The organism is Mucilaginibacter sp. OK283 (assembly GCF_900110415.1).
Lineage (GTDB): Bacteria > Bacteroidota > Bacteroidia > Sphingobacteriales > Sphingobacteriaceae > Mucilaginibacter.
Genome location: NZ_FODR01000003.1, coordinates 289476 through 314707, shown reverse-complemented (window position 1 = coordinate 314707; position 25232 = coordinate 289476). Strand labels below are relative to the sequence as shown.

General features: G+C 42.9%; 28 protein-coding genes. 13 read left to right on the top strand and 15 right to left on the bottom strand.

What is annotated here, in order from left to right:
- Positions 1–141 precede the first annotated feature (141 nt).
- Together BMX56_RS09535 and BMX56_RS09530 are read right to left on the bottom strand one after the other, a co-directional pair.
- Positions 142–1113 carry a ribonucleoside-diphosphate reductase small subunit gene (locus tag BMX56_RS09535; protein WP_177183765.1) on the bottom strand — a complete coding sequence of 324 codons (972 nt, stop codon included), beginning with the start codon at positions 1111–1113 and terminating at the stop codon, positions 142–144.
- 584 nt (positions 1114–1697) lie between these two features.
- Complete coding sequence (locus tag BMX56_RS09530) at positions 1698–2060, bottom strand: methionine-R-sulfoxide reductase (RefSeq protein ID WP_090645132.1); 363 nt, start codon at positions 2058–2060, stop codon at positions 1698–1700.
- A 169-nt stretch (positions 2061–2229) separates the two neighbouring features.
- On the opposite strand from BMX56_RS09530, the gene BMX56_RS09525 reads away from it, so the two are divergent.
- Positions 2230–2790 carry a hypothetical protein gene (locus BMX56_RS09525; RefSeq protein WP_143065412.1) on the top strand — a complete coding sequence of 187 codons (561 nt, stop codon included), beginning with the start codon at positions 2230–2232 and terminating at the stop codon, positions 2788–2790.
- Positions 2791–3101: 311 nt separating this feature from the next.
- On the opposite strand, the gene BMX56_RS09520 is transcribed toward BMX56_RS09525, so the two are convergent.
- On the bottom strand, positions 3102–4634 hold the full coding sequence (locus BMX56_RS09520) for a serine hydrolase domain-containing protein (RefSeq protein WP_090645126.1): 1533 nt from the start codon (positions 4632–4634) through the stop codon (positions 3102–3104).
- 84 nt (positions 4635–4718) lie between these two features.
- Between BMX56_RS09520 and BMX56_RS09515 the strand changes: the two genes are divergently transcribed.
- Entirely contained in the window at positions 4719–5270 is a 552-nt protein-coding gene (locus tag BMX56_RS09515) for a hypothetical protein (protein ID WP_090645123.1), read from the top strand.
- A gap of 45 nt (positions 5271–5315) precedes the next feature.
- Here BMX56_RS09515 and BMX56_RS09510 read toward each other — a convergent pair whose 3' ends face one another.
- The 6 genes from BMX56_RS09510 to BMX56_RS09485 all read right to left on the bottom strand — a co-directional run bounded on the left by BMX56_RS09510 (position 5316) and on the right by BMX56_RS09485 (position 11048).
- A complete protein-coding gene (locus BMX56_RS09510) occupies positions 5316–5552 on the bottom strand; it encodes a UPF0175 family protein (protein ID WP_090645120.1) in 237 nt (78 codons plus the stop codon).
- A 132-nt stretch (positions 5553–5684) separates the two neighbouring features.
- On the bottom strand, positions 5685–6563 hold the full coding sequence (gene sucD / locus BMX56_RS09505) for a succinate--CoA ligase subunit alpha (RefSeq protein ID WP_090645117.1): 879 nt from the start codon (positions 6561–6563) through the stop codon (positions 5685–5687).
- A gap of 197 nt (positions 6564–6760) precedes the next feature.
- Positions 6761–8233, bottom strand: coding sequence for a glycoside hydrolase family 30 protein (locus BMX56_RS09500; RefSeq protein ID WP_090645114.1), 1473 nt, complete (start codon positions 8231–8233; stop codon positions 6761–6763).
- Positions 8234–8413: 180 nt separating this feature from the next.
- Positions 8414–8743: a hypothetical protein gene (locus BMX56_RS09495; RefSeq protein ID WP_143065411.1), complete on the bottom strand. Its 330-nt coding sequence runs from the start codon at positions 8741–8743 to the stop codon at positions 8414–8416.
- 123 nt (positions 8744–8866) lie between these two features.
- Complete coding sequence (gene dctA, locus BMX56_RS09490) at positions 8867–10126, bottom strand: C4-dicarboxylate transporter DctA (protein WP_090645108.1); 1260 nt, start codon at positions 10124–10126, stop codon at positions 8867–8869.
- Positions 10127–10256: 130 nt separating this feature from the next.
- Positions 10257–11048 carry a hypothetical protein gene (locus BMX56_RS09485; protein WP_090645105.1) on the bottom strand — a complete coding sequence of 264 codons (792 nt, stop codon included), beginning with the start codon at positions 11046–11048 and terminating at the stop codon, positions 10257–10259.
- A 319-nt stretch (positions 11049–11367) separates the two neighbouring features.
- Here BMX56_RS09485 and leuS point away from each other — a divergent pair, with 319 nt between their 5' ends.
- Positions 11368–14190: a leucine--tRNA ligase gene (gene leuS, locus BMX56_RS09480; protein WP_090645102.1), complete on the top strand. Its 2823-nt coding sequence runs from the start codon at positions 11368–11370 to the stop codon at positions 14188–14190.
- 387 nt (positions 14191–14577) lie between these two features.
- Here leuS and BMX56_RS09475 read toward each other — a convergent pair whose 3' ends face one another.
- Positions 14578–16338, bottom strand: a complete 1761-nt coding sequence (locus tag BMX56_RS09475) for a DUF885 domain-containing protein (protein ID WP_177183764.1) — start codon at positions 16336–16338, stop codon at positions 14578–14580.
- An 84-nt stretch (positions 16339–16422) separates the two neighbouring features.
- On the opposite strand from BMX56_RS09475, the gene BMX56_RS30490 reads away from it, so the two are divergent.
- The 8 genes from BMX56_RS30490 to rpsJ all read left to right on the top strand — a co-directional run bounded on the left by BMX56_RS30490 (position 16423) and on the right by rpsJ (position 21667).
- Positions 16423–16545 carry a hypothetical protein gene (locus BMX56_RS30490; RefSeq protein WP_255369811.1) on the top strand — a complete coding sequence of 41 codons (123 nt, stop codon included), beginning with the start codon at positions 16423–16425 and terminating at the stop codon, positions 16543–16545.
- A gap of 223 nt (positions 16546–16768) precedes the next feature.
- A complete protein-coding gene (locus BMX56_RS30115) occupies positions 16769–16921 on the top strand; it encodes a hypothetical protein (protein ID WP_177183763.1) in 153 nt (50 codons plus the stop codon).
- Between the two features lie 91 nt (positions 16922–17012).
- Positions 17013–17201, top strand: coding sequence for a hypothetical protein (locus BMX56_RS09465; RefSeq protein ID WP_090645092.1), 189 nt, complete (start codon positions 17013–17015; stop codon positions 17199–17201).
- 381 nt (positions 17202–17582) lie between these two features.
- Positions 17583–17792, top strand: coding sequence for a hypothetical protein (locus BMX56_RS09460; RefSeq protein WP_090645088.1), 210 nt, complete (start codon positions 17583–17585; stop codon positions 17790–17792).
- A 244-nt stretch (positions 17793–18036) separates the two neighbouring features.
- Positions 18037–18459: a 30S ribosomal protein S12 gene (gene rpsL / locus BMX56_RS09455; protein WP_090645085.1), complete on the top strand. Its 423-nt coding sequence runs from the start codon at positions 18037–18039 to the stop codon at positions 18457–18459.
- Between the two features lie 19 nt (positions 18460–18478).
- Entirely contained in the window at positions 18479–18946 is a 468-nt protein-coding gene (gene rpsG, locus BMX56_RS09450; RefSeq protein ID WP_090645082.1) for a 30S ribosomal protein S7, read from the top strand.
- A 160-nt stretch (positions 18947–19106) separates the two neighbouring features.
- Complete coding sequence (gene fusA / locus BMX56_RS09445) at positions 19107–21218, top strand: elongation factor G (RefSeq protein ID WP_090645079.1); 2112 nt, start codon at positions 19107–19109, stop codon at positions 21216–21218.
- A gap of 143 nt (positions 21219–21361) precedes the next feature.
- A complete protein-coding gene (gene rpsJ / locus BMX56_RS09440; protein ID WP_022830652.1) occupies positions 21362–21667 on the top strand; it encodes a 30S ribosomal protein S10 in 306 nt (101 codons plus the stop codon).
- 90 nt (positions 21668–21757) lie between these two features.
- On the opposite strand, the gene BMX56_RS09435 is transcribed toward rpsJ, so the two are convergent.
- Entirely contained in the window at positions 21758–22708 is a 951-nt protein-coding gene (locus BMX56_RS09435; protein WP_090645076.1) for a UPF0236 family protein, read from the bottom strand.
- Positions 22709–22767: 59 nt separating this feature from the next.
- A complete protein-coding gene (locus BMX56_RS09430; protein WP_090645074.1) occupies positions 22768–22971 on the bottom strand; it encodes a hypothetical protein in 204 nt (67 codons plus the stop codon).
- A 121-nt stretch (positions 22972–23092) separates the two neighbouring features.
- On the opposite strand from BMX56_RS09430, the gene BMX56_RS09425 reads away from it, so the two are divergent.
- Positions 23093–23302 (top strand): hypothetical protein, encoded by a 210-nt coding sequence (locus BMX56_RS09425; protein ID WP_090645071.1) that lies wholly within the window; start codon positions 23093–23095, stop codon positions 23300–23302.
- The gene (locus BMX56_RS30110) at positions 23299–23586 is read left to right on the top strand and encodes a type II toxin-antitoxin system RelE/ParE family toxin (RefSeq protein ID WP_090645067.1); all 288 of its coding nucleotides are present in this window, start codon (positions 23299–23301) and stop codon (positions 23584–23586) included. Before BMX56_RS09425 ends, BMX56_RS30110 begins: the two co-directional genes overlap by 4 nt.
- Before the next feature lie 226 nt (positions 23587–23812).
- Here the strand turns inward: BMX56_RS30110 and BMX56_RS09415 are convergent, their stop codons facing one another.
- From BMX56_RS09415 to BMX56_RS09405, 3 genes are all read right to left on the bottom strand, one after another.
- Positions 23813–24217 carry a VOC family protein gene (locus BMX56_RS09415; protein WP_090645064.1) on the bottom strand — a complete coding sequence of 135 codons (405 nt, stop codon included), beginning with the start codon at positions 24215–24217 and terminating at the stop codon, positions 23813–23815.
- 84 nt (positions 24218–24301) lie between these two features.
- A complete protein-coding gene (locus tag BMX56_RS09410) occupies positions 24302–24658 on the bottom strand; it encodes an MmcQ/YjbR family DNA-binding protein (protein WP_090645058.1) in 357 nt (118 codons plus the stop codon).
- Positions 24659–24667: 9 nt separating this feature from the next.
- The gene (locus tag BMX56_RS09405) at positions 24668–25231 is read right to left on the bottom strand and encodes a hypothetical protein (protein WP_090645055.1); all 564 of its coding nucleotides are present in this window, start codon (positions 25229–25231) and stop codon (positions 24668–24670) included.
- Between the last annotated feature and the right edge of the window lies 1 nt (position 25232).

Sequence of the window (25232 nt, the reverse complement as noted above, 5' to 3'; positions counted from 1 at the left end):
CTGAACCAACTCGTTTACGTATATATATTATTAACTCTTATTCTTTATTAACCGGGCGTCGCAAACTTTGTTGGCCACCGAACCTCTGTTTGTATCTGACTTAGTATCTTGATACTTGATACTAACTACTTGATACTATTCTTAGAAGTCTTCGTCAAGCGAAAACGCTTTGCTTTCGGCATTGTTTAATACGCCGCTTTTTTGGTAATCGCCAACCCGTTTTTCGAAGAAGTTGGTTTTGCCCTGCAGCGATATCATTTCCATAAAGTCGAAAGGATTGCTGGCGCCGTAATGTTTTTCGTAACCAAGTTCGCCAAGCCATCTGTCGGCAACAAACTCAATGTATTGGCCCATCATTTTGGCGTTCATGCCAATCAGGTTAACAGGCAGCGCATCGGTAACAAATTCTTTTTCTATTTCAACCGCATCGGTAATGATCTTTAAAACAGCATCCGCGCTTAACCTTTTGTTCAGCATTTTGTACAGCAGGCAGGCAAATTCGCAATGTGAACCTTCATCTCGGGAGATCAGTTCGTTACTGAAAGTCAACCCCGGCATCAGGCCACGTTTTTTAAGCCAGAAGATTGAGCAAAAGCTGCCCGAGAAGAAAATACCTTCAACAGCAGCAAAAGCTACCAAACGCTCGGCAAAGTTGCCGTTGTTTATCCAACGCAATGCCCACTCCGCTTTTTTAGTTACACACGGAATGGTATCAATAGCATGAAACAGGCGGTCTTTTTCGGCCGGGTCTTTGATGTACGTATCAATTAACAGGGCATAGGTTTCTGAGTGGATGTTTTCCATCATGATCTGGAAACCATAAAAACAACGGGCCTCTGGCAACTGCACCTCGCTCATGAAATTCACGGCCAGGTTTTCGTTCACAATACCATCGCTGGCGGCAAAGAAAGCCAGTATGTGCGAAATAAAATGCTTCTCGCCCGAATTCAGGTTTTCCCAATGCTTCATATCGTCCGAAAGATCGATCTCCTCAGCTGTCCAGAAACTGGCTTCAGCCTTTTTATACATTTCCCAAATAGCCGGATACTTAATAGGCAGTATCACAAACCTGTCCTTGTTCTCTTTCAGTAATATTTCGTCTTCCTGTATCATAGGGGTACCTGTTTTTTTTCGTTTTATTGTTTACTTAGTGACATCAGACACCAACACCGGCCTTATTAAAAAATAAAGCTTTCATTTTGCTGCAACATGGCTTACCAATCACAGTTTTTAATATGTAAATTCCTGACAGTTAAGTGTTTGCATTACTGGATGATGAATACATCCGACTGTCTGTTGAATACCTTTTTATTACCTTGTAGAACAAAGTTAATGTTTGAGTTGGTATCGTGTTAATGATAGTTTTTAACAAAGGCCCGAGTTATTAACACTTTGTCGATTTATTTTAAACAGGGCTTTGTTGAAAGAAAATTAATAGACTTGATTACAGCTAATTAAAATTACCCTGGCAATTGCATAGTGTAAAAACAGGGCCGAACCAATAATTTAACATTACAAATTACTTTACTTAACACAGACAGTTATTGAAAAATAGACAACGCCTTTGCTAAAGGCTGGTATCAATCTCTAAATCGGGCTGAAAAAGCGCCCCAAAAAACCAAATGTGGATAAACAAAATGCCCCGCGGGATAAAACCAAACGGAGCATTCCTAAAAGTTTTAAGAAAGTTGTTGCGCTCAACCTGCAGGAACAAATTTCATTGACATCGAGTTTACGCAATGACGGGTGTTTTTTGGGGTGAGGTATTCGCCTTCGAAAACGTGGCCCAGGTGGGCACCGCAATTGGCGCATACAATCTCAACCCGGCGTCCATCTGCATCGGGTACCCTTTTTACAGCACCTGGAATCTCGTCGTCAAAACTTGGCCAGCCGCAATGCGATTCAAATTTCGACTCTGAAGTGTACAGCGGTGTATCACAGCGTTTACAAACGTACAGGCCTTGCGCATGATTGTTTAATAACGAGCCGGTAAATGGCCTTTCGGTACCTTTATGCAGTATAATATATTCTTCTTCGGGTGTTAACTTATTGTATTCCATTTTAATTATTGAATGACTGAATTATTGAATTAGTGAATTAGTGATTGAGAAAATCACCGTTTTGCTACATAAATATACGACAATTAAGGGGGATTGGATGTTTTGGGGTGATGTTTACATTGGGTTGACGTGCACAATAAATACCAAAAATTACGGTTATCTTGCTACCATGAATCCATACCTCCTATTATTGGCATTTGTGTTTACAGTTGGTAAACCAAAACATGATTGGGCTTTAGCTTCCTCGGTTCACATACATGAACAGATGACTGATACCCCGAGGCTGGCTATTTTAAACCTGGAAAAAAACCTGGTCAGTAGTTATTTTGACGAAGGTTCAAAGCCCGCCGGACTTTCGCCGGATGAAATAGAAAAAGTAAATCTTTTGATTAACGAGGCGGTTACCCAATATAATATCGATAGCGAAAAAATTTACAAGCAAAACCTGGCAAATACAAAAAAGTACCCAGGCTCGGTTGCTTATGACCCGAAGATCAAATCGCCATCCACCTACTACAAACAAATTGTTGCTGTGACTAATGCAAAGGACGAAAAAGAAGTTTGGGTAAATTGCTTTTGTAAATTAGATGACTGGCGCCCGGATAATGACAAAAATTATTGGCGAAAAAATATTGTCAGGATAATGGACGGAGGAAGCTGTTACTTCAACTTAAAGATAAACCTAACCACCGGAACCGTAGTTTGGTTTAGAGTAAACGGCGTGTCCTGATCCCGATAAGCCATTGTCGTGTCAACGATAAATTGACGGATATTCTTTAGCCCAAAGTCTTAGTTTCTAAGAATCTGTCTAAAATTAGACAAACAGACCGTCATTGCGAGGTACGAAGCAATCCCCGACTATGCAGATCGGACTTGCAAAGCTACCCTGTAAGTAGGGGATTGCTTCGTACCTCGCAATGACGCGTGGATATGTGCTTCATAAGAAGTATAAAAGCATTCATAAATCAAATTTAGACAGCTTCTAAGTCAAAAGAGAAAAAACAACTTTAGACTTACGACTTAGTACTGTTTGACTTAACACTACTGCGTCACCACATCCAAATGATACTCCTGTATCAACGGCGGGTTTTCGGGCGTCAGCGTAAAGCTCACTTTAATATTAGCGTTCTCCCCTTTAATAATAAAATAACCGCGCAACTGGTTTTCCGGCACTACATCGCCAACACTTACCGTTTTACCGGCTTTGGCAAAGGCGGCAGCGGCTGCAACTTTTAATTTATCAGGAAAGTAATCCATAAAAAAGTTATCAGCAAAAATGCCGCTTTCTTTGGCTTTGCTCCAATCGGCAATAACTTTTAACAGGTCGTTTTTGCGTTGCTCCAATATTAATGATGCCGGCAGCTGGCGGGGTTTTATACCCGTTAAGGCCATAATGGTATCCAGCACCTGCGTATTGGGATAACCGGCCCGCGCATAGGTTAAATTGGCAAACGACACTACGCCGATACCATAATCGGGCATAATGTTCCATTGGCTGCCAAAGCCCGGTAAACCGCCGGTATGGCCAATATAAACCCGGTTATCGCAATCCTTTGCCCAGCGCAGCCCATAAGCATAAGCGCTTACATTGGGGCAAGGACGGCCTGTGGTTGTTTTGGCATTGGCTGTTAAATAGTTTACATCCCAGGGATACTGCATTTCGCGGATGGAGCTGCGTTTAACAGGGCCGGTTTCGGCATCGTCCCTTGGCGGCCAGGCATCCAGGTGCAGGGCCATGTAAATACTAAAATCCTCAATTGTGGTAATCAAGCCACCCATGGCACCGTAAGCGCCATCGTGCAGCAAGGGCTGCTCAACCCATTTATCATCCAGCCAGCGGTAGCCCAGGGCCAGTTGCTCTTTTGGTACTTTGGTGTACTCCCAGTAGGTATGCGTCATACCCAGTGGTTTCAGGATATTTTCGGTAATATAAGTCTCATAGGTTTTTCCTGATACTTTTTTGATGATGTAACCCAGTGTGGCAAAACCCAGGTTGCTGTACTCATAACCCTGCCCGGGGTTATTAGAAAACGAAACACCTTTTTTATAAATGGCTACCAGTTCGGCATCGCTTACTGCCAGCTGCCTGTCGCCCCAGGGATTATCTTCCGGGTAACCGGCAGCATGGGTAAGCAGCTGGCGTATGATTATGGGCGTAGCATCTTTAGTAAGGTATTTAGTACCCTTCATTTCGGGAATATACAGGTAAGCCGGATCATCCAGCTTGAGCCTACCCTCATCGCGAAGCTTTAAAATAGCCATAGCGGTAAGGCTTTTGGTCATGGATGCAATGCGGAAGGCTGATTTTGGCGTAGCCGGTACTTTATTTGGCACATCGGTATAGCCCAGGCCCACGGTATGCACCAGTTTACCATCCACAATAATACCATAGGCAACACCTGGCCAATGATTATCTTCGGCATATTTTTTATAAATCTGGTCTATAACCGGGTAAGTGGCTTCTATCTTCTTCAGCCTGTCAGGATCGGTGAAAGTGGCGGGTTTGTAGGTTTGGGCGGTGCCTGTTGCACAGCACAAAAATAAAAGTAACCAAAGCAGATTTTTTTTGATCATGGGTGATGTTTTAAAGCTGGATGCCTTAAAAATAAGGATTTTTTAGAACTGTTAACTCGTATATTTACCTCAAACCAAGTATTAATGAAATACGTTTTGCTAATAACCTTATCCTGTTTGCTTGTTAATGTGAAACGCTGTGCAGCCGGTCCTGTTGAAACACAGATTAACCTGCAGCATATAGACACCTCGAAGTATATGGTGTTCAAATTTGATAAGATTCTTTACACGAATTACAAATTTGATAAGCACGCAGAATCTACCACCCTATCTGACAATGAAATTAGAGATATTGAAGAAGTCATCAGGCTCGAGGCGATAAAGTACAACAAAAGAGAAAATACCATTGCGGTATCCGTTACTAAACGAACTCGTAAAATGCTAAAGGATACCAGTTACATTTATCGTGGAGGCTTCCTTGATTCCACTTTGTCCTACTACAAACAGTTCATACCTGTTATTAATCATAATGGAGAAAAAGAGGTGTTTATAAGCTGCTTTTGCTCCGCGGATCAGAAACTACATTGGAGAGAATTTCTTATTTTACCAGATGGTGGAGGGAGTTGCTTTTTCCGGCTAAGAGTAAATTTAACAAAACGGAAAGTTTTATATTTTGAGGTCAATGCCCCCCTTTAATCTAAAATGATAGTTAATCCATCAAGTTTATATGCGATGACGATATTATAATCCGGAAATACCATCAAACTCATCTTTCAAATCTTCAACCGAATAATTGATATAGGATACCCCATATTCATTAAGCAGCTCGGCAAAGGTACGTTTGCTAAGGCCAGACATAACAGCAGCCTGTCCGAGTGATAGTTTGCCCGACTCATAAAGTTTGGAAGCTATAAAACGCACAGTATCGTTCTTATACTCGCCAAGGCTATCCGGAACTTCTAACGTTATCGTTGTCATATGGTAAATATACAAATAGTTAAAAATTATGTAAGGAAAGGAGAAATAAAAAATCCCGGCCAAAATGACCAGGATTTAAATATGTTTACTTGTGAACCTTTCGCCTTTAACCTTTTAGCTTTCGCCTCAGCCTTAAGCTAATTTAGCCAATTCTTCGGCCATAGCAGCGCCAATTTCGGCAGGCGATTCTACTACGCGGATACCGCACTCAGCCATAATTTTCATTTTGGCTGCAGCTGTATCGTCGGCACCGCCAACAATGGCACCTGCGTGGCCCATCCTGCGGCCCGGAGGCGCGGTTTGGCCGGCAATAAAACCTACAACCGGTTTAGTACCAAATTCTTTAATCCAACGGGCTGCATCAGCTTCCATACCACCGCCAATTTCGCCAATCATAATAATGCCGTGTGTGTCCGGGTCATTCATCAGCAATTCAACAGCTTCTTTGGTTGGGGTGCCTATGATCGGGTCGCCGCCAATACCTATGGCAGTAGTGATACCTAAACCGGCCTTAACCACCTGGTCAACCGCTTCATAAGTTAAGGTACCCGATTTTGAAACCACGCCTACATTACCTTTTTTGAAGATAAAGCCTGGCATAATGCCAATTTTGCTTTCGTCGGCAGTAATAATACCGGGGCAGTTAGGGCCAATAAGGCGCGCGTCCTTATCGGTTAAATATTCTTTTACCGCAATCATATCCTTCGTAGGGATACCTTCGGTAATACAAACAATAACTTTAATACCGGCCTCGGCAGCCTCCATAATGGCATCGGCGCCAAAAGCAGGGGGTACAAAAATGATAGATACATCGGCGCCGGTTTGGTCAACCGCGTCTTTAACAGTATTAAAAACAGGCCTGTCCAAATGGCTTTGGCCACCTTTGCCAGGTGTAACACCACCAACAAGCTGGGTACCATAAGCAATCATTTGCTCGGCATGGTAGCTGCCCTCTTTACCGGTGAAACCTTGTACAATAACTTTTGAATCTTTATTTACCAGAACACTCATTGGTTTTTTTCGTTTAGTACGGCAAATCTAAAGTTTTTGGCCGAATGTCAAACCCCATTATAATTTAATAGCACAATAATTTAATATGATAACATAAAAGTGACTTTTTGGTATTGGGGCGGTTACCCGTAATGGTAATATCGGGATGGCGTTTCACCGTTAACTGAAGCGCGCGCCGTGGCTTTACATGCATATTTCTATTTACCGGCCAATAAAAATGTATTAAACGAATCAGCCTTTAATAACGGGCTGATTGTTTTATTACCCAGCTTAATATTCACCATTTTGTTGGCTTCCCCATCGTTTTGTATAACAATAACTACGCTGTTATCGGGATTTTTAAAGGCCAGCAAATTGTTAAATGTGCCGCTTGCCGTCAACAGCTTTGCACCGGGCTTCACGTAATGGCTCAGGTGCTTAAGCAGGTAATATTCGTAGTTAAACTTATAGGTGCGACCGGTGGTATCTACACTCACCAGCGAGTTTTGCCGCCAGCCCCAGTGACTGATTCCGCCCTCTTTTAACGCAATATTCCAATACATGTAAGCGTTTGCGCCGCTGTTAAAATAATGTTTCATTAAATCCCAGGTATAACGGCAGTATTTCCAATCGTTTTGGCCATCGCCGCATTCCTGCTCGCTTTGGTACAGGGCAAGATTTGGATACCGTTGATGAATACCTGCTATGGCACCTTTACCGGCCCACTGAAAACCAACGCCTTTAATGTACTTAGCGCTTTCGGGGCTAGTTAGCAGGGTGTCTGTCAGTTTTTCGTTGGCGCGTTCAACCGTTCCGAAAAATACGTTTGCTCCACGTTGTTCCATTTGAGGGCCAAGGTAGCTTACAAATTTGGCCAACCCATGCGCTGTCCAGGTGCAGCTTGGGAATACCTGTGCCGAATTAAACTCGTTTTGTGGCATCACCATGCCTATTTTAATACCCTGCTGTTTATAGGCATCAACAAATTTGCCAAAGTATTGGGCATAGGTTTTAAAATATTGATTGTCCTGTATAAACATGTCGGCGCCTTCTTTACCAACCTGGTCGGGTTTCAGGCCGTTCTCTGCGTTTGAGAAATCCATGCCGGTTAGTTTTATACCACGTTCTTCGTATTTTTTTATCATCTCTTTAGTGGGAATCATGGCGGCAGCATAATGCTTGTTCTTTTTCATCCATTGCGGCGGACTCCATGGTGATGCCCATAGCTTAAGGGCCGGATTGATTTTTTGGGCATCTTTTATAAACGGCACCAGGGTATGCATATCATGCGCTATGCTAAAATCTTTCAGTTTAAAATCGCCTTCGGTTTCATCGTAGGAGTACCAGTTGAGCGAAAAATCATTGGCACCAACCGGCATCCGGCAAATAGTAAAGCTGGCGCCTACACCGGGAGCAAATAACTCTTTCATAATCGCCTGCCTGTCTTTAATGCTCAGCAATTGCAGCGAGGTGTAACCGAGTTCGTTAAAACATCCCCCAAAACCATTAATGGTTTGCTTTGTACCTGCCGGCAATATTTCGACATCGACAGCATTGCTTTCACCAGCAACAGTTTTCAGATTGCTAACAGCCCAATGATCTGTTTTGGTAGTGGAAACCCATGTTACCTTTTGCGCAATCGATTGCATACTGATACCTATAGTTACCAATGACAGGATAATTTTTTTCATAATGATCTTATTTCTTTGTGTATCAATACCAACTATCGTTTGATAGTCAGCCTGTTTATAAATGGCTTACAATTGAATAGAATCAATTGTGTTTTATTGACACAATGATAATTAAAAATTTCAATTTTAAAAAAAAGAAAAAATACATTTTACCGGCAGCTGAAAGCTGTCAGCAGGCTCTTAAGCAGGATTTGGTTTGGCGGTAATTTTCTTCCAGATGGAGAATCCGCCGTACACAAACATCAAACCAATAAACACGTATACCCAAACGGAAATATTGCGCCCGGCGATGATGAGGTAAAGATAAGGCAGGCTAAAACTAAGCGACGCAAGCAGCAAAGGAATAAGGATAGGTTTTCGGGCCCTGAAAGTTTTGATGACCCAGCCCAGGAACGAAAAAAAGCAGATCTTACTAACTAAATAAAGAATACCGATAAGCAAAGGGTCAACCTCGTGCTTCTCCCCCAAGGCAATAACCCAGTCTTTAAATAGCGTGATATAATCCATCATATATTGCAAGTTATACATTAACTGGTATATGTGGTGCCTGTCTACTAATTTATATCGTCAAAACCCAGTTTTTTTATCAAAAGTAAGATCCGGGTCCTAATCAAAAGTACCCCCTTCAGTGGGTTAGGGGCTTACAAACTCCCCCTCGCTCTTCGCAATTACAATAGTAGCCACCCCGTTACCTATCACATTGGTAATAGCCCGTGCTTCCGACATAAACCTATCCACACCAATCAATATGGCCAGCCCCTCTACCGGGATAATTTTTATAGCCGTGAGCGTACTGCTCAGCACAATAAAACCACTGCCGGTAACCCCGGCGGCACCCTTGGAGGTAATCATGAGGATGCCTATTATGGTTAACTGCTGCGCCAGCGACAAAGGCACTTTAAAAACCTGCGCCAAAAATATCACACACATAGATAGGTAAATAGTGGTACCATCCAAATTAAAGGAATATCCTGTAGGGATAACCAGGCCAACCACCGATTTGGAGCAACCAAACTTTTCCAGCTTTTCCATCATGGCCGGCAGGGCCGATTCGGAAGAAGATGTGCCTAACACAATCAGTATTTCTTCTTTAATATATTTAAGGTACTGCCACAGGCTGAATTTATAAATGCGGCAGATGATATTGAGCACCACAAAAATAAACAGGAACATGGTAAGGTAAACCGAACCCATTAATATAACCAGTGGCTGCAAAGTTTTTACACCGTATTTGCTGATGGTAAATGCCATCCCCCCGAAAGCACCCAAAGGGGCCACCTTCATTACTATTTTCATGATATTAAAAAACACTTTGGATAGCTTATTAAACAAACTGATAACGGTTTGCCCCGTTTCGCCCATGCGGCTTAGGCCAACGCCAAACAGGATGGCAAAAAACAGGATCTGTAAAATATCGCCTTTGGCAAATGCATCAAACACATTGCCGGGCACTATATGAGCTATAAAATCGCCCCAGTGCATTTCAGATGCTGCTTTTTCATACACGGCCAGTTTACCCGTTGTATCGGTTAGGGTATGGTTTTGAAAACCGGCACCCGGTTTAATGATATTGGCAACCGTAACACCTATAATAAGAGCAAAAGAGGTTACTATTTCAAAATAAAGCAAAGCCTTCCCTCCTACCCGGCCAACCTTTTTCATATCGCTCATACCTGCAATGCCCAGCACAATGGTAAAAAATATGATAGGTGCAATCAGCATGGTTATCAGGCTGATGAAGGTTTTGCTGATCAGTTCGGCAGTTGGAGCAAAACCTTTAAAGTTTAGGCCTACCACTACGCCCAGGGCAATGGCAACAAGCACCTGGAAGGTGAGGTTTGAAACGAGGCGAAGCCCCCTACCCCCCTGAAGGGGGAACTTTTTGACTGGCATGGAGTATCTGACGTTTTATAGTTTAACAAGTATACGATTTTGGAGTTGTAGTTTGTTCAAAACGCCTGTTAACAAAAATCCCCGCTTACCAAATAAAGGCAAACGGGGATTTCATATGAGCGAAGGTTGTTTATAATACCTGGCCTGTTTTAATATTTATGGTGAATTTCTTTCCGTTAATGCTAAACTGGGCTTTATGGTTACCTATAAAGGAAATTGTACCGCTGTAGTTCCAGGTTTTCCCTTCATAGGTACCTTTGGTAGAAAAGGTGGCGTGGCCATCGGTTATATCGGCGTCGGCAGCGCGGTCTATCATTAAGCCGGTAAGTTTAAAATTAAACGACGCGGCGATGGCTTTTGCTTTCCCGGCCTCGGTATAAGTACCGTTTACATAGGCATTTAAGGTACCATCTAACTGAAGCTTTAAATTGCTTACGCCAGGGTTAAGGCTTTTTAAAATAAAATTTTTGCCATATTTTTCGGTGATATTGGCACCGCCGCCAACTAATACCAGGTTTAAACTATCGTTTACCGTGATGCTTGACGGTTTGCTGTTTGTGCATAAAACCTCGTATTTAATTTTTTCCCAAAGGTCGAGTTTCGAAGTATCGCTATCGCCCAGTTTTAGCGAAAAAGTAGTATCAATCTTGAAACCGCAGCCAAAATTGCCCGCAGATTCGATCCTTGCTTTACCTTTTGACTTAAAAACAATATTTGATGGATAATCCAATCCGTCAGAAATGCTGAAACCACCTTGTTCGCCATATAAAGCCTGACTAAGGTTTGAAGCAATCTCTGTGCTCACCAATGTCGGATCGGCCGTGTTTACAGGAGTGTTATCTTCTTTTAATTTGCTGCAACCAAAATAGGTTAGCACAATAGCCGCTGCGGCAATCAGGGTAAGTTTGTAATTGTGTTTCATGTTTAAGTTTTAAATATTCATGTCAAATTTAACGTTATTACGGCTAATTATAAAATAAGTTGAGTTTTTTTGGGTACGGGTTTCCGGCTGCCTGGCCCGGGTACATAGGATCAGCTTTTCCGGTTTCGTTTGGGTGTTAAAAATGCGTGCAAGCGAAGAAAGTTCAGATTACAGATTCTGCCATTTCTGGTAACTCCATAATCCGATCCTGGCGACATATGCCATGAGCCCGGCACTTAAAACTGAACTAATCGCCAATAAACTACCATACTAATAGAGATTTTCTTAATTTCGCAACCTCATACGTATAACCAACAAAATGGACTATCAATTTAAAGATATAGAGCAAAAGTGGCAGCAATTTTGGGCCCAGAACAATACGTTTAAAGCCGAAGATAAAAGCGCCAAACCTAAGTATTATGTGCTGGATATGTTCCCCTACCCGTCGGGTGCGGGGCTGCATGTGGGCCATCCGCTGGGATATATTGCATCTGATATTTTTGCACGTTACAAACGCCTTAAAGGTTTTAACGTATTGCACCCCATGGGGTACGATAGCTTTGGCTTACCGGCCGAGCAATATGCCATACAAACGGGGCAGCATCCGGCGGTAACTACCGAAGAAAATATTGCTACCTACCGCCGCCAGCTGGATCAGATTGGTTTCTCGTTTGACTGGAGCCGCGAAGTGCGCACCAGTTCGCCCGATTACTATAAATGGACCCAGTGGATTTTTATGCAGCTGTTTAACAGCTGGTATAATAAAGATGCCGACAAAGCCGAAAGCATTGCCAAACTGATTGAACATTTTGAGCAAAACGGATCGACAGGCATCAACGCCGTATGCGATGAAGAAATATTGAGTTTTACTGCCGCTGAGTGGAAGGCGATGAGCAACCAGGACCAGCAGGCCGAACTATTGAAATACCGCCTTACCTACCTGCGCGAAAGCACCGTAAACTGGTGCCCCGCCCTTGGTACCGTATTGGCCAACGACGAGGTAAAAGACGGTTTTAGCGAGCGCGGCGGCTACCCCGTTGAGCAAAAAAAGATGATGCAATGGAGCATGCGCATCACCGCCTACGCCGAAAGATTGTTGCAAGGCTTAGACACCATCGACTGGCCCGACCCTTTGAAAGAAATGCAGCGCAACTGGATAGGCAAAAGCACCGGTGCGTCGGTAAAATTTCGGATTTCGGATTTCGGATTTGAGAATTCAGATAAATCCGAAATCGAAAATCCGAAATCCGAATTCATAGAGGTTTTCACCACCCGTGTGGATACCATTTTCGGGGTAACTTTTGTGGTGATAGCGCCCGAGCATGAGTTGGTGGCCAGTTTAACCACACCAGAGCAAAAGGCCGATATTGATGCCTATATAGCTGTAACCAAAAAGAAATCGGAGCTTGACAGGATGGCCGATGCCAAAACGGTATCGGGCGCCTTTACCGGCAGCTACGTTTTAAACCCGCTGAACGGCCAGCAAATCCCGATCTGGATTGCCGATTACGTACTGGCTGGTTACGGAACAGGCGCGGTTATGGCTGTGCCATCCGGAGATCAACGCGACTATTTATTTGCCAAACATTTTGATTTACCGATAGTACAGATTCTTGACACCCAAAAGATAGACACCGAGGCCGACCCAACCAAGGAAGGCACCTACATCAACTCGGAATTTATGAACGGGTTGTATTATAAGGCGGGTACTGCGGCCGTTATTGCCAAACTGGAAGAGGTTGGCGCTGGCAAGGCCAAAATCAACTTCAGGATGCGCGATGCTATTTTTGGCCGCCAGCGCTACTGGGGCGAACCTGTGCCGGTTTACTTTAAAGATGGTTTGCCACATTTAATTGAAGAAAGTCACTTGCCATTGTTATTGCCTGAAGTTGATAAATATTTGCCGACTGAATCAGGCGAACCTCCTTTGGGCAGGGCTGAAAACTGGAAACATGCTGAAGGGGAATACGAGCTAAGCACCATGCCTGGCTGGGCTGGTAGTAGCTGGTACTGGTATAGGTATATGGATGCAAAAAATGATAATGAATTTGCATCAAGAGAGGCCATTGAATATTGGAAAGACGTTGATTTATACATAGGTGGCAGCGAACATGCTACAGGTCACTTGTTGTATAGCCGTTTCTGGAACAAATTCCTGAAGGATATTGGTAAAGTGGTTGAGGAAGAACCTTTCAAGAAATTGATTAACCAGGGGATGATACAGGGCCGCAGCAATTTTGTTTATCGTTTGATAGATGAAGAAGGTCGCGGAACCAACACTTTTGTATCCCATGGCTTGATTAAAGAATATAAAACTTCGCCTTTGCATGTTGACGTAAATATTGTAGAGAACGAAGTGATGAACATCAGCAAGTTTAAACAATGGCGGCCGGAATTTGCAGATGCTGAATTTATTTTAGAAAACGGCAAGTATATCTGTGGCGTAGAGGTTGAAAAAATGTCGAAACGTTACTATAATGTTGTTAACCCGGATGACATTGCCCAACGTTACGGTGCCGATACTTTGCGTATGTACGAGATGTTCCTTGGCCCGCTGGAGCAAAGCAAACCATGGAATACCAACGGTATCGAGGGCGTATTTAAATTCCTGCGTAAGTTCTGGAGGTTGTTTCATAACGACGCATGGGAATTTAGCGTATCCGGCGCCGAGCCTTCAAAAGCGGAACTAAAATCGCTGCACAAGATCATCCGCAAGGTAGAGGAAGATATCGAGCGTTTCTCGTTCAATACTTCGGTATCCAGCTTCATGATTGCTGTAAATGAGTTAACCGATTTAAAATGTAACAACCGTGCGATATTGCAGGATATGGTGATCATCCTATCCTCCTACGCGCCACACATTTGCGAGGAGTTATGGACTTTACTGGGCAACCCGGCCGGTACATTATCTTACGCGCCGTTCCCTAAATTCAACAGCGCTTATTTAATTGAGGATGATTTTGCTTACCCGATATCCATCAACGGTAAAATGAAAATGAACCTTAATATTCCGTTAAGCCTGGAGATAAAAGAGATAGAAGAAACCGTATTGGCCAACCCCGATGTACAAAAATACCTCGACGGCAAAGCCCCTAAAAAGGTGATTGTGGTTAAAGGCCGGATTGTGAATATGGTAGTTTAGGCCCCGCAGCCCCCTTTAGATGTGCAAATTTCAGATGTGCAGATGATGGAAAAAAGAGAATGTCATCGCGGCGTGAGTTACGATGACATTCTCTTTTTTTTTATGTCATCCTGAGTGGTAAAATTTCGCGAAATCCCGAAGGAGAAATAACATACTAAAGAGCGTTGTCATGTTGAGCCAGTCGAAGCATAGCGGGCAAAGGCCTCTCCGCGCGACCCTTCGACAGGCTCAGGGTGACAGGCCTACGCACCTCTAAAAGAAAACATATCATCGGTAGGCACAAAGCAATCGCGAACTATGCATATCCACATGAATAGCTCGCGATTGCCGCGCTACGCTCGCAATGACATATTTTTCTATTGCCTTAAGCATTCTGCTTTAAGCCTCTTAAAGCACATCGCCCCAGGTGCTTTTGTCTTTCAGCATAATTTCTCTTAGCATGCCAATTTGCGGCATACCGTGGTCAAGTACTGCATCATGGAATTTTTTGAGGGAGAAAGCGGCGCCTTCCTGTTTTTGGTAATCATCGCGTAGTTTCAGGATCTCCAGCTTGCCAATGGTGTAAAACAGGTAGCCTGGATCGAAGGTGCCGCGTATGGCCTCCTGCCTCGATGGTTTATCGCCCTGGTACCAGTTGTTCATGAAAAATTTGGTGGCCTCATCTACATTCATGCCCTGGGTATGGGTTTTGATGGATACACATAAGCGGCAAAGCCTCAGCAAGGCATCGCCCGATTGTGCCAGGCGGTATTTGGCTGCCTTTACCGTGTCGCCATTGTGGCCGTAGCCTTCATCGGCCATCATTTTTTCGCAATAGTGGGCCCAGCCTTCCACAAAAGCATAGCTGCCGAAGATTTTTTCAATTTTGGTTGCCGATGATGCATTCAGGTGCAAAAACTGGGTATAATGGCCCGGGTAGGCTTCGTGGATGGTTACATTGTCGGTAGTGTAATAGTCAAACTGTTTTAGCCAGTCTTCTTTTTGCTGGGCCGTCCATTTAGGGTCTACAGGGGTTATATAATAATAGGCCTCGGTGGCAGTAGTTTCAAACGGGCCAGGCGTATCCATTGATGCGGTACCTGTAGCGCGGGCGTATTGCGGTGTTTCCTCCACCTTAACCCGCACCTGCGATGGCATGGTCACGATGTTTTTATCTATCAAAAACTGGCGAATCTGCTCCAGGTTCTTTTTGGCATCCGGGATCAGGCTTTCGGCCGTGGGATGGTCTTTTTGCAGGTCGTGGTACACATCAACCGGTTTTTTACTGGGGTTGATGATCTTGGCCGCGGCATTAAACGAATCCTGTTCTTTTTTTAACTGGGCCAGGCCAATTTCCAATATCTTATCGGGTGTAAGTTTTATCCCTTCGCTGTATAACAGCATTTTTTGGTAGCTGGCTGTACCTATGGCGTATTTGTTATTGGCCTTGGGCAATTTTACTTTTTTCAGATAAGCGGCAAAATCATTTACTGCTGCTATAGCAGCCGCGTTAACCTTGTTAAAGGTTTTCATGAGCGTATCGTTCTTCACGTCTTTTAGAGCCACCTTCAAGTCGCCGCCTAAAAAAGCAGCAGAGCCTTCTGCTATCTGGATCGCGGTTTCTACATATGGTTTTGCCAAGGTATCGTTCAGGTTTAGTTTGGCATCGGCCATCATTTTAGGGGCCTGTTTTTCTATCGCGATGATAGATTTTACCCTATCCGCTATCGGTGCAAAATTGCGCTTTATATAAATACTCACATCAACCGCGCCGGCATAGGTCATGGGGTTTTTAGTAAAAGTACCCAGGTCTTCAAAAGTCCAGAGTTCCTGTTTAATGGCCGAGCGTAAAATGCGGTAATCGTAAAATGTTTTGGGGCTAAAGGATGCCGTATCGGCAGAGTTCAGTTTAGCATCAAAATCTTTTAACCGCGCCAGTTCTTTTTCGATAGAGGCCTTACTGATATCGGTAACCTTACCATCATATTGGTGATACCCAAGGGCAACGCCATTGGCCGGTCGCCAGGCCAGGTAACCGTCGAGGTAGTCGTCGGCTGTTTTTTGGAAGGCAGCATCGCCGGATAACGCATCGCTATTATTGGCTGCGGGCTTAGGCTTGCAACCTACGAGGATGCAAAAAGGAATAATCAGTAAGGATATTTTTTTCATGGTGACTGTATTGTAAAAACCTAAGTTAATGGTTTTGAAAACAAATAACAGCCAACTTATATTATAACTATAAAACATACCACTATGAAAAAGAAATTCACCGGCATACTGTTGCTTGCAGCAATGGTTGCCACCTTAGCTACAAGCTGCGCTCCGCCAAGGAACATGCCGCATCCGCCAACGCCGCCAAAACCGGCAGCGCCATAATAAGAAAAGCCTTTGACTGTAACGAGTTGAAGGCTTTTTTGCAGTGCAGTGCATCTAATTGGGTTAACATAACTTAACACATTTCAATGTATTTTTTGTAAATATTTGATAATCAACATATTGTATTTTAACATGGTTAACACTAAACTGATAGAAGAAAAAGCTATTTGAGCAGGCCATCGCGACCTATAAAAAAGGCATATCGAACGCATCCGATAAAAAATTGGATGCCAAAGGCGAACTGGCTTTTAACATGGCAACCTGCTACAAAAACACAGGCAAGCTGGCCGATTATAAAACCCGGAGGCTGAAAGCCAAAGAGTTTGCCCTGCCCGAATCGCCCTATTACCAGCAGATCATCGATGCGGCTTTTTAATAAAATGCCACCCCGGTTAATCCTTTTCAAAAACAAATCGTCATATATGTGTACGTTGTTTAATTAACAGGTACCATTAAAATTAAACACCATGAAAAAGAGATTTGTTGCATTTGCACTATTAATATCAGCGGTAGTAGTATCGGTATCATCGGGTTGTGTGGTACGCGATGGATATGGAAGAGGACACCATAATGGAAGGTATCACGACCGCGATCATGACGACCACGGACGTGGCCACGACCATGATTACAACCAGAGCGGCTATAACCACTACTAATAAAAAAAGATTGTTTTGAGTGATTGTTTGTGAGTGATTGTTTGTGAGTGATTGATAGCAAGGCGGTGAGTAATCACCGCTTTGTTTGTTTATATATAGATGGGTTGCTGCATCAGCTACTAAGCCCACTTAAAGAACCTATTTGTATCCGAAACCCGCAATAGCGATGGACGTGGATACCGGCCAATGTGGCTAAGGCCGGTGCAGTATGAACAAACAGCGCGGGCCGAAGGCATTGCCAAAGGAAAGTAGCAAGTAGTTAGTATCAAGTAGTAAGACAGCCTATAGCGGTCAAGAATAAAGGTTATTTTACTGATAGAAGCTACAAACAATGGAACTACAATATAATGATTTTTGGTATTTTTGTTTAAACAGTAAATCATGGTAACCATTGACTCAACGCTGGAAGATATTAAGCAACTCGATTTTGCGTCCAGGGAAATGCTGCTTGAAATTTTACAAAAGCGACAAATTGAAGCGCGTAGAGACGAGATGGCTAAAACAGCAAAAAGATCTTTAAGAGCGTTTCAATCTGGTAAAAATATTCCCCTTTCTGCTAACGATGTTATTGATAAACTTAATACATTGTAGATTCAGGCTACTTGGCATATCGGGGATTGCTTCGTTCCTCGCAATGACGACGCCGGGAATAACGCTTTCAATAACTCCCCATAACGCCTAAAATATCAATCAATTACCCCTCAACGCCCCCCTCTATCCACCAAACCAACCCTTTACAAAACTTTTTCTACCCAATCCCTTGAAAATCAAAAAATACTCCGTACCTTTGCAGTCCTTAAAATAAGGATAAAACTGTAAATACAAAAAGGAAAAAATGCCTACTATTCAGCAATTAGTTAGAAAAGGTAGAGTAGCTCTGGTTGACAAGAGTAAGTCGCCAGCGTTGGACAGCTGTCCACAGCGAAGAGGAGTATGCACACGCGTGTATACCACTACCCCTAAAAAACCAAACTCAGCAATGCGTAAAGTTGCCCGTGTGCGCTTAACCAACGGTAAAGAAGTAAATGCTTACATACCAGGTGAAGGTCACAACTTACAGGAGCACTCTATTGTTTTGATCCGCGGTGGTCGTGTTAAGGATTTACCAGGTGTACGTTACCACATCATCCGTGGTGCTTTGGATACATCAGGTGTTGCCGGCCGTAACCAACGTCGTAGTAAATACGGAACAAAACGTCCTAAACCAGGTCAGGTAGCTGCACCTACCAAGGGCGCACCAGCTAAGAAGAAAAAATAATTAAGGAGGATAGAAAGCAATGAGAAAGTCAAAACCAAAAAAGAGAATTATCCTTCCTGATCCAAGGTTTAATGATACCCTGGTTACAAGGTTCGTAAATAACATGATGTATGATGGTAAAAAATCTACCGCATACGCTATATTTTATAATGCAGTTGATATTGTTGAAAAGAAAACCAGCGAAAGCGGTTTAGAAACCTGGAAAAAGGCTTTAAACAATGTTATGCCTGCAGTTGAAGTTAAAAGCCGTCGTGTTGGTGGCGCTAACTTCCAGGTACCAACCGAAGTTCGTCCGGAGCGTAAAATAGCTTTAGGTATGAAATGGTTAATCAGCTATGCCCGTCGTCGTGGTGAAAAAACCATGATGGAGAAATTAGCCGGCGAGATCATATCAGCAGCTAAAGGTGAAGGTGCAGCAGTTAAAAAGAAAGAGGATACGCACAAAATGGCTGAAGCCAACAAAGCGTTCTCACACTTTAGATTCTAATTAGTGAATTATTGAATTAGTGAATTATTGATTAGATAACATTATGCTAATCAGTAATTCATTATTTCGCCAATCACTTTCTAAAAATATAAGTGAATGACTTAATTGGTGAAATTCAATTAAATCACTAATTCAATAAATCAATAACTCAATAATTACCATGTCAAGAGATCTAAGATTTACAAGAAATATAGGTATTGCCGCTCACATTGATGCCGGTAAAACTACCACTACCGAGCGTATACTTTACTATGCTGGTGTAAGCCACAAAATTGGTGAAGTACACGAAGGTGCAGCTACCATGGACTGGATGGCCCAGGAGCAGGAACGTGGTATTACCATTACATCTGCTGCTACTACAGTAAACTGGAACTACAGAGGTCAAAAATACCATATCAACATTATTGATACACCGGGTCACGTGGATTTTACCGTTGAGGTAAACCGTTCACTGCGTGTATTAGATGGTTTGGTATTCCTTTTTAGCGCGGTTGATGGTGTTGAGCCACAATCAGAAACCAACTGGAGACTTGCAAACAACTATAACGTTGCCCGTATAGGCTTCGTAAATAAAATGGACCGTAGCGGTGCCGACTTTTTAAATGTTGTAAAACAGGTAAAAAGCATGTTGGGCAGCAACGCAGTGCCTTTGCAATTGCCAATTGGTTCTGAAGAGAAATTCCAGGGTGTGGTTGATTTAATTAACTGGAGAGGTATTGTTTGGAATGAGCATGATAAAGGTATGACCTTTACCGAAGTGCCTATCCCAGAGGATATGATCGAGGAAGCTACAGAGTGGAGAGAGAAATTGCTTGAATCAGTAGCCGAGTATGACGAAAGCCTGATGGAGAAATTCTTCGATGCTCCTGAAACAATTACTGAGCGTGAAGTACTTGATGCATTACGTAAAGCAGTTTTAGATGCTAAAATTGTTCCTATGGTTTGCGGTTCATCTTTCAAAAACAAAGGTGTACAAACCATGCTTGATTACGTGATGGAATTATTGCCTTCGCCAATGGACGTTGAAGGTATTGTAGGCCACCACCCTGATACAAACGAAGAGATTTTACGTAAACCATCTGAAAAAGAGCCATTTGCAGCATTGGCGTTTAAAATTGCAACCGATCCTTTCGTAGGTAGGTTGTGCTTTATCCGCGTATACTCGGGTAACCTTGAGGCTGGTTCATATGTGCATAACATGCGTTCAGATAACAAAGAGCGTATATCACGTATCTTCCAGATGCATGCTAACAAGCAAAACCCTATCCCTAACGTGGGTGCAGGTGATATTGCTGCGGTAGTAGGCTTTAAAGATATTAAAACAGGTGATACCCTTTGCGATGAGAAATTCCCGATCATCCTTGAATCGATGAATTTCCCTGACCCGGTTATCGGTTTAGCTATTGAGCCTAAAACTCAGGCTGATGTTGATAAATTAGGTATCGCTTTAGGTAAATTATCTGAAGAGGATCCAACCTTCCACGTAAAATCTGACGAAGAAACCGGTCAAACCGTTATTAGCGGTATGGGCGAGCTTCACTTAGATATCATCATGGACCGTTTGAAACGTGAGTTTAAAGTAGAGGTTAACCAGGGCGCGCCACAAGTTGCTTACAAAGAAGCAATTACAGGTACCGTTCAGCACCGCGAAACTTACAAGAAACAAACCGGTGGTCGTGGTAAATTTGCCGATATCCAGGTTATACTTTCACCAAATGACGAAGGTAAAGAAGGTTTACAGTTTGTGAACGAAATCAGCGGTGGTTCAATCCCTCGTGAGTTTATCCCATCTGTTGAAAAAGGCTTTGCAGCTTCAATGGCAAACGGTGTATTAGCCGGCTTCCCGTTAACCAGCTTAAAAGTACGTTTAATTGATGGTTCGTTCCACGCAGTCGATTCAGATGCGCTATCTTTCGAGTTAGCAGCTAAGATGGCTTACCGTGAGGCTTTGCCAAGGTGTAAACCAGTATTGCTGGAGCCTATCATGAAAATCGAGATCCTTACCCCTGAAGAAAACATGGGTGATGTAATCGGTGATATGAACCGTCGTCGTGGCCAGCTGTTAGGTATGGATTCACGTGCAGGTGCACAGGTAATTAAAGCTACTGTACCATTGTCAGAAATGTTTGGTTATGTAACCCAGTTACGTACCATCACATCTGGCCGTGCTACTTCAACCATGGAGTTTGATCACTATGCTGAAGCACCACGTAACGTACAGGAAGAAGTAGTTGCCAAAGTAAAAGGCAAAAAAGCTGCTGCAAACGCATAAATTAATTTGAAGATTCGGTGATTTGAAAATTTGAAGATGCTTTTTAATTTTCAAATCTTCAAATTACCAAATTTTCAAATACAACAATAAACAATCAATTACTCTAATAAATAGCTCTTAGGGTAATCAAATTAAACAACAACATGAGCCAAAGAATCAGGATCAAATTAAAATCTTACGATTACAACCTGGTAGATAAATCTGCCGAGAAAATCGTAAAAACAGTAAAGCCAACAGGCGCTGTAGTTAGCGGACCACTTCCGTTACCAACCGAAAAGAAAATTTTCACCGTTTTACGTTCACCACACGTAAACAAAAAGGCACGTGAGCAATTTCAATTATGCTCATACAAGCGCTTATTAGACATTTACAGCTCGAACTCGAAAACTGTAGATGCCCTGATGAAGCTTGAGTTGCCAAGCGGCGTTGAAGTTGAAATCAAAGTTTGATAGATGCCCGGCCCACTGAAAGGTGTGGGACAACATAAAAAAACACCATCCGGTTTCGGGTGGTGTTTTTGGGTGCAATTCAAATTGTCGCTATGCGGCTAGTTTTGTCAATGCAGCCTGTTGGGCGGCTGATTTAATATTTCTGATGACTTTGTTCCACTGACCACTTCCTTTGGTTACTCTAAGGTTCAAGACATTTTGCGCTCCCTTCAAGCCCCAACGCTGACCGGATTGCTTCAAACGTTTTTGTATAATAGTTCGGTGGGCTGATTCAATTGCCCCGGAACCTATTATCCCATAACCCAATTTTTTGTAGCTGGCATAGTCCATCCGTAAAAGATTGCTTTGATAATAATTGATCAAATTCGCTTGATTTTCTTTTGCTTGTTTTGTTGAACAGGTCATATCGCTAATGGCCTGAATTACTTCTGCTGCCCTGCTTTCTAAAAGTTTGTCTTTCTGTTCTTGGGCCCAACTTTTTCCTGCTTCGGCATCCTTGAAAGCCATCCCGACAAATTCATGTAAATGTTCACAGGCATGATAATAGTCCAGCACATGTATCGCATTAGGATACATATCTGTACACCAGTTATGTATCCAAACTGCACCATCGTTGATTAGCATCAGGCGGTCTTTTAGTTTAGTACCTCCATACGAATCCAGTAGTTCGTCCATGCCCCGGCAGAATGGATTTTTGTCTCCCAAATGGGCCATATATTGCGATTCAAGGATCAATCCGCGATCCTTTTCTCCGGTAGTGGCACAATCAGATGATTTAAATACCCGGCCTAATTTTACCTCTTTCCATCCTTCCCTGGTTAGTATCATGCTACCATCTATTTCTGCATAAACTACCTCGTCCTGTCCAACGGGTGCAAGACTACGCTCCGCCTGCTCATCTATGCCTAATTCAGCTCCATATGCATTCGTTACCCTGAATACCTGCGCCGAACTTATTTCCTGACCCATCAGTTTGCTTATCAATTGGTTACAGCTGCCATAATTGTCGTACTGCCCAGCATACACCATTTTCTCCTGCATCAACGGACTTATCTGAAAACCTTTGGCTCCGTGGCTGTAATGATGAGATTTGTTGATGGCTATTTGCCCGTAGCAACAGCGAGTTTTTTTTTACGCCTATCCTCACTTGCTGTATTTATATTCTTTTCAAAAACCTCCCGACCCAAGTCTTCCCATATATTTATAAACTCTTTCTCATAATCATAGAAATCACGGCCGTCGTTTAATGCCTGAAGCCGGTCGTAGCGCTTGCCCGCCGCTTCGATAAATTCTTCCCTGGTCATCGTAAATTATTTTTATGGTTAACATCATGGTTTCTTTCTCATAAAATTATAAATTAACTGCGGCAATTTGAATTGCACCCCGTTTTTTTGTTATCAAAACAATTTGTTGTAATTTTATAACATGGCATCATACGTAGTACATCCCGCAAAAAGCCAGGAAAAGATTATCAAGGCTTTTTTTGAAGCGTTAGAAATTCCTTTTGAAGAACAGGACGAAGAAATGTTACCAGCTCACGTATTAGATGGTATCGCTAAAGGCCAGGCAGATATCCTTGCCGGTCGCACTATAAGTTTAGATGAATTTAAAAAGCGGTTAAGTTCTGCTAAATGATTTATACGGTCGTTTTTTCACTCACCGCAATTGAAACCTTCGATGCCATAAAATTCCAGATCCAAGAAAGGTTCGGAAATAAAATCGTAGCTGAATTCGAGGAGCGCACACTCAAAGTACTCGAAACACTTAGTCTGTCGCCAGAAATATTTCAAAGTTTAAAACAGGCCCCCCATATCCGAAAAGGGTTTATTCATAAAAACTGCGCCATGTTTTATCAAGTAAAAGCAACCCAAATTGAAATCTTATTTTTTTGGGATAACAGGCAGGAACCTATTTTATAAAAACCCTTTTGCCCTAAAAACCTTACTACTTGATACTTACTACTAAAAAGGGCGATGCCTGCGGCCCGGGCTCTCTGCTCATACTGCACAGGCCTTAGCCACATTGGCCGGTATCCGCGCCGATCCCTATCGCAAAATTTGTCAGAATCAGAATTCGCAGAATTTAAGAATGAACCAGAATTTTTTATTTTTCTCTTAATTCTTGACTCTAATCTCTTGACTCTGTTCACCCCGGCAACTGGCTCATGTCCATATACGCAAACTCCCATAGATGGCCGTCAAGGTCCTGGAAACCCCAGCCGTACATCCAGCCATGGTCTTGCTTGTCGTTTGGCGTGGTGGCACCTGCGGCAACTGCTTTTGCTATCATTTCATCAACAGCTTCGCGGCTATCTAAAGAGATGCAGTTAATAGTTTCAGTTACTTTAGTTGCATCTGCAATTTCCTTTTTGGTAAAAGTTTTAAAAAAGGGCTCTGTTACCAGCATAAAGAAAATAGTATCACTTATCACTAACGAGCCGGCTACCTCGTTGGTAAATTGCGGGTTGAAGCTATAGCCCAGGCTGGTAAAAAATTCGGTTGATTTGTTAAGGTCTTTAACCGGTAGGTTTACAAAAATTTGAGTTGCCATGATAGTTTGTTGTTATTGTTATGATGCAAATGTAGCACCCCAATGATAAAACAATGCGGTGCGGATACGACAATTAAGGGGTGTTTATTCCCCGGCTATATTAAGCTGTTTTTTAACCCTGGCCGGCAGCTTATCAGCTATCAGCCGGTACGATTGTTTGATATAAAACTCCCAATCCTTGTGGCTAAGGCAGCTAATATCGGCTATATGTACCCATCTATAACGGCCGATATAGGCCTGCGGTGAAAAGCATTCCTTTTGAAGGGTTTCTTCAAAGTCCTCATCCGGCACTTTAACAGCCGCTGTTACCGGCACCGAGTCGGGACCGGTAAACAGAAAGGTTTTACCTCCAACGTTAAAGCACAGGTGATGATCCAGTTTGATATCCTCGGTAACACCGGGCAATTGATGGCAAATGGATTGAAGCGTTTCTATGTTCATGGCGCGCTGTTAATCTGTATCATACTTATATTTTACAAAACGCTGTTTGCCGAAAGCGGTTTTATGATACACATCTTTGGTGTATTTTTTGTCTTCCTGCACATCATCGTATGATGCACCTGCATCACGATGCAGGATAAAATCTTTTTTTACCGGGTCGTATTTAAACGTCGTGATCCGGTTCCAGCGGTACCGGCTGCCACCATAATACTCCAGCGAAAAATACCGGCCTTTAATGGTTATACCTTCAAACGGATCGCCAAACGCGCCGCCGCAGCCTTTACAAAGCACCGCACTGTCGTTACGTGCATAAAGTGATAAGCCGCCACCTTTTTTACCAAAAAGTATCAACAGCGGCCTTGCTGTTTGGTCGCTATCTGTTTCATGGTTATTTTTTAAAGCTAACACAATATCCGGATAGGTATCCTGGTTAAGATCGCCGGTTTCATAGGCCAGTACCGAATAGTCCTTCGGTATAAACGGCCTCAACTTTGTAGCGACAACCTTTTTTGATTGCGCGAAAGTTGAATTAACTGTTATCAATAACGCGAATAATATAAGTAGCTTTTTCATC

Excerpts from the sequence above, each read along its gene's own strand:
- BMX56_RS09430 (WP_090645074.1), bottom strand. The coding sequence starts at position 22,971 with ATGACCAGGGAAGAATTTATCGAAGCGGCGGGCAAGCGCTACGACCGG.
- BMX56_RS09410 (WP_090645058.1), bottom strand. The coding sequence starts at position 24,658 with ATGAACATAGAAACGCTTCAATCCATTTGCCATCAATTGCCCGGTGTT.
- BMX56_RS09500 (WP_090645114.1), bottom strand. The coding sequence starts at position 8,233 with ATGAAAAAAATTATCCTGTCATTGGTAACTATAGGTATCAGTATGCAA.
- BMX56_RS30110 (WP_090645067.1), top strand. The coding sequence starts at position 23,299 with ATGATTTATACGGTCGTTTTTTCACTCACCGCAATTGAAACCTTCGAT.
- sucD (WP_090645117.1), bottom strand. The coding sequence starts at position 6,563 with ATGAGTGTTCTGGTAAATAAAGATTCAAAAGTTATTGTACAAGGTTTC.
- leuS (WP_090645102.1), top strand. The coding sequence starts at position 11,368 with ATGGACTATCAATTTAAAGATATAGAGCAAAAGTGGCAGCAATTTTGG.
- BMX56_RS09510 (WP_090645120.1), bottom strand. The coding sequence starts at position 5,552 with ATGACAACGATAACGTTAGAAGTTCCGGATAGCCTTGGCGAGTATAAG.
- BMX56_RS09435 (WP_090645076.1), bottom strand. The coding sequence starts at position 22,708 with ATGCAGGAGAAAATGGTGTATGCTGGGCAGTACGACAATTATGGCAGC.
- rpsG (WP_090645082.1), top strand. The coding sequence starts at position 18,479 with ATGAGAAAGTCAAAACCAAAAAAGAGAATTATCCTTCCTGATCCAAGG.
- dctA (WP_090645108.1), bottom strand. The coding sequence starts at position 10,126 with ATGCCAGTCAAAAAGTTCCCCCTTCAGGGGGGTAGGGGGCTTCGCCTC.
- BMX56_RS09465 (WP_090645092.1), top strand. The coding sequence starts at position 17,013 with ATGAAAAAGAGATTTGTTGCATTTGCACTATTAATATCAGCGGTAGTA.
- BMX56_RS09530 (WP_090645132.1), bottom strand. The coding sequence starts at position 2,060 with ATGGAATACAATAAGTTAACACCCGAAGAAGAATATATTATACTGCAT.
- BMX56_RS09520 (WP_090645126.1), bottom strand. The coding sequence starts at position 4,634 with ATGATCAAAAAAAATCTGCTTTGGTTACTTTTATTTTTGTGCTGTGCA.
- BMX56_RS09535 (WP_177183765.1), bottom strand. The coding sequence starts at position 1,113 with ATGATACAGGAAGACGAAATATTACTGAAAGAGAACAAGGACAGGTTT.
- BMX56_RS09495 (WP_143065411.1), bottom strand. The coding sequence starts at position 8,743 with ATGATGGATTATATCACGCTATTTAAAGACTGGGTTATTGCCTTGGGG.
- rpsL (WP_090645085.1), top strand. The coding sequence starts at position 18,037 with ATGCCTACTATTCAGCAATTAGTTAGAAAAGGTAGAGTAGCTCTGGTT.
- BMX56_RS09425 (WP_090645071.1), top strand. The coding sequence starts at position 23,093 with ATGGCATCATACGTAGTACATCCCGCAAAAAGCCAGGAAAAGATTATC.
- BMX56_RS09415 (WP_090645064.1), bottom strand. The coding sequence starts at position 24,217 with ATGGCAACTCAAATTTTTGTAAACCTACCGGTTAAAGACCTTAACAAA.
- BMX56_RS09525 (WP_143065412.1), top strand. The coding sequence starts at position 2,230 with ATGAATCCATACCTCCTATTATTGGCATTTGTGTTTACAGTTGGTAAA.
- BMX56_RS09475 (WP_177183764.1), bottom strand. The coding sequence starts at position 16,338 with ATGAAAAAAATATCCTTACTGATTATTCCTTTTTGCATCCTCGTAGGT.
- BMX56_RS09460 (WP_090645088.1), top strand. The coding sequence starts at position 17,583 with ATGGTAACCATTGACTCAACGCTGGAAGATATTAAGCAACTCGATTTT.
- BMX56_RS09405 (WP_090645055.1), bottom strand. The coding sequence starts at position 25,231 with ATGAAAAAGCTACTTATATTATTCGCGTTATTGATAACAGTTAATTCA.
- fusA (WP_090645079.1), top strand. The coding sequence starts at position 19,107 with ATGTCAAGAGATCTAAGATTTACAAGAAATATAGGTATTGCCGCTCAC.
- rpsJ (WP_022830652.1), top strand. The coding sequence starts at position 21,362 with ATGAGCCAAAGAATCAGGATCAAATTAAAATCTTACGATTACAACCTG.
- BMX56_RS30490 (WP_255369811.1), top strand. The coding sequence starts at position 16,423 with ATGAAAAAGAAATTCACCGGCATACTGTTGCTTGCAGCAATGGTTGCC.
- BMX56_RS09515 (WP_090645123.1), top strand. The coding sequence starts at position 4,719 with ATGAAATACGTTTTGCTAATAACCTTATCCTGTTTGCTTGTTAATGTG.
- BMX56_RS09485 (WP_090645105.1), bottom strand. The coding sequence starts at position 11,048 with ATGAAACACAATTACAAACTTACCCTGATTGCCGCAGCGGCTATTGTG.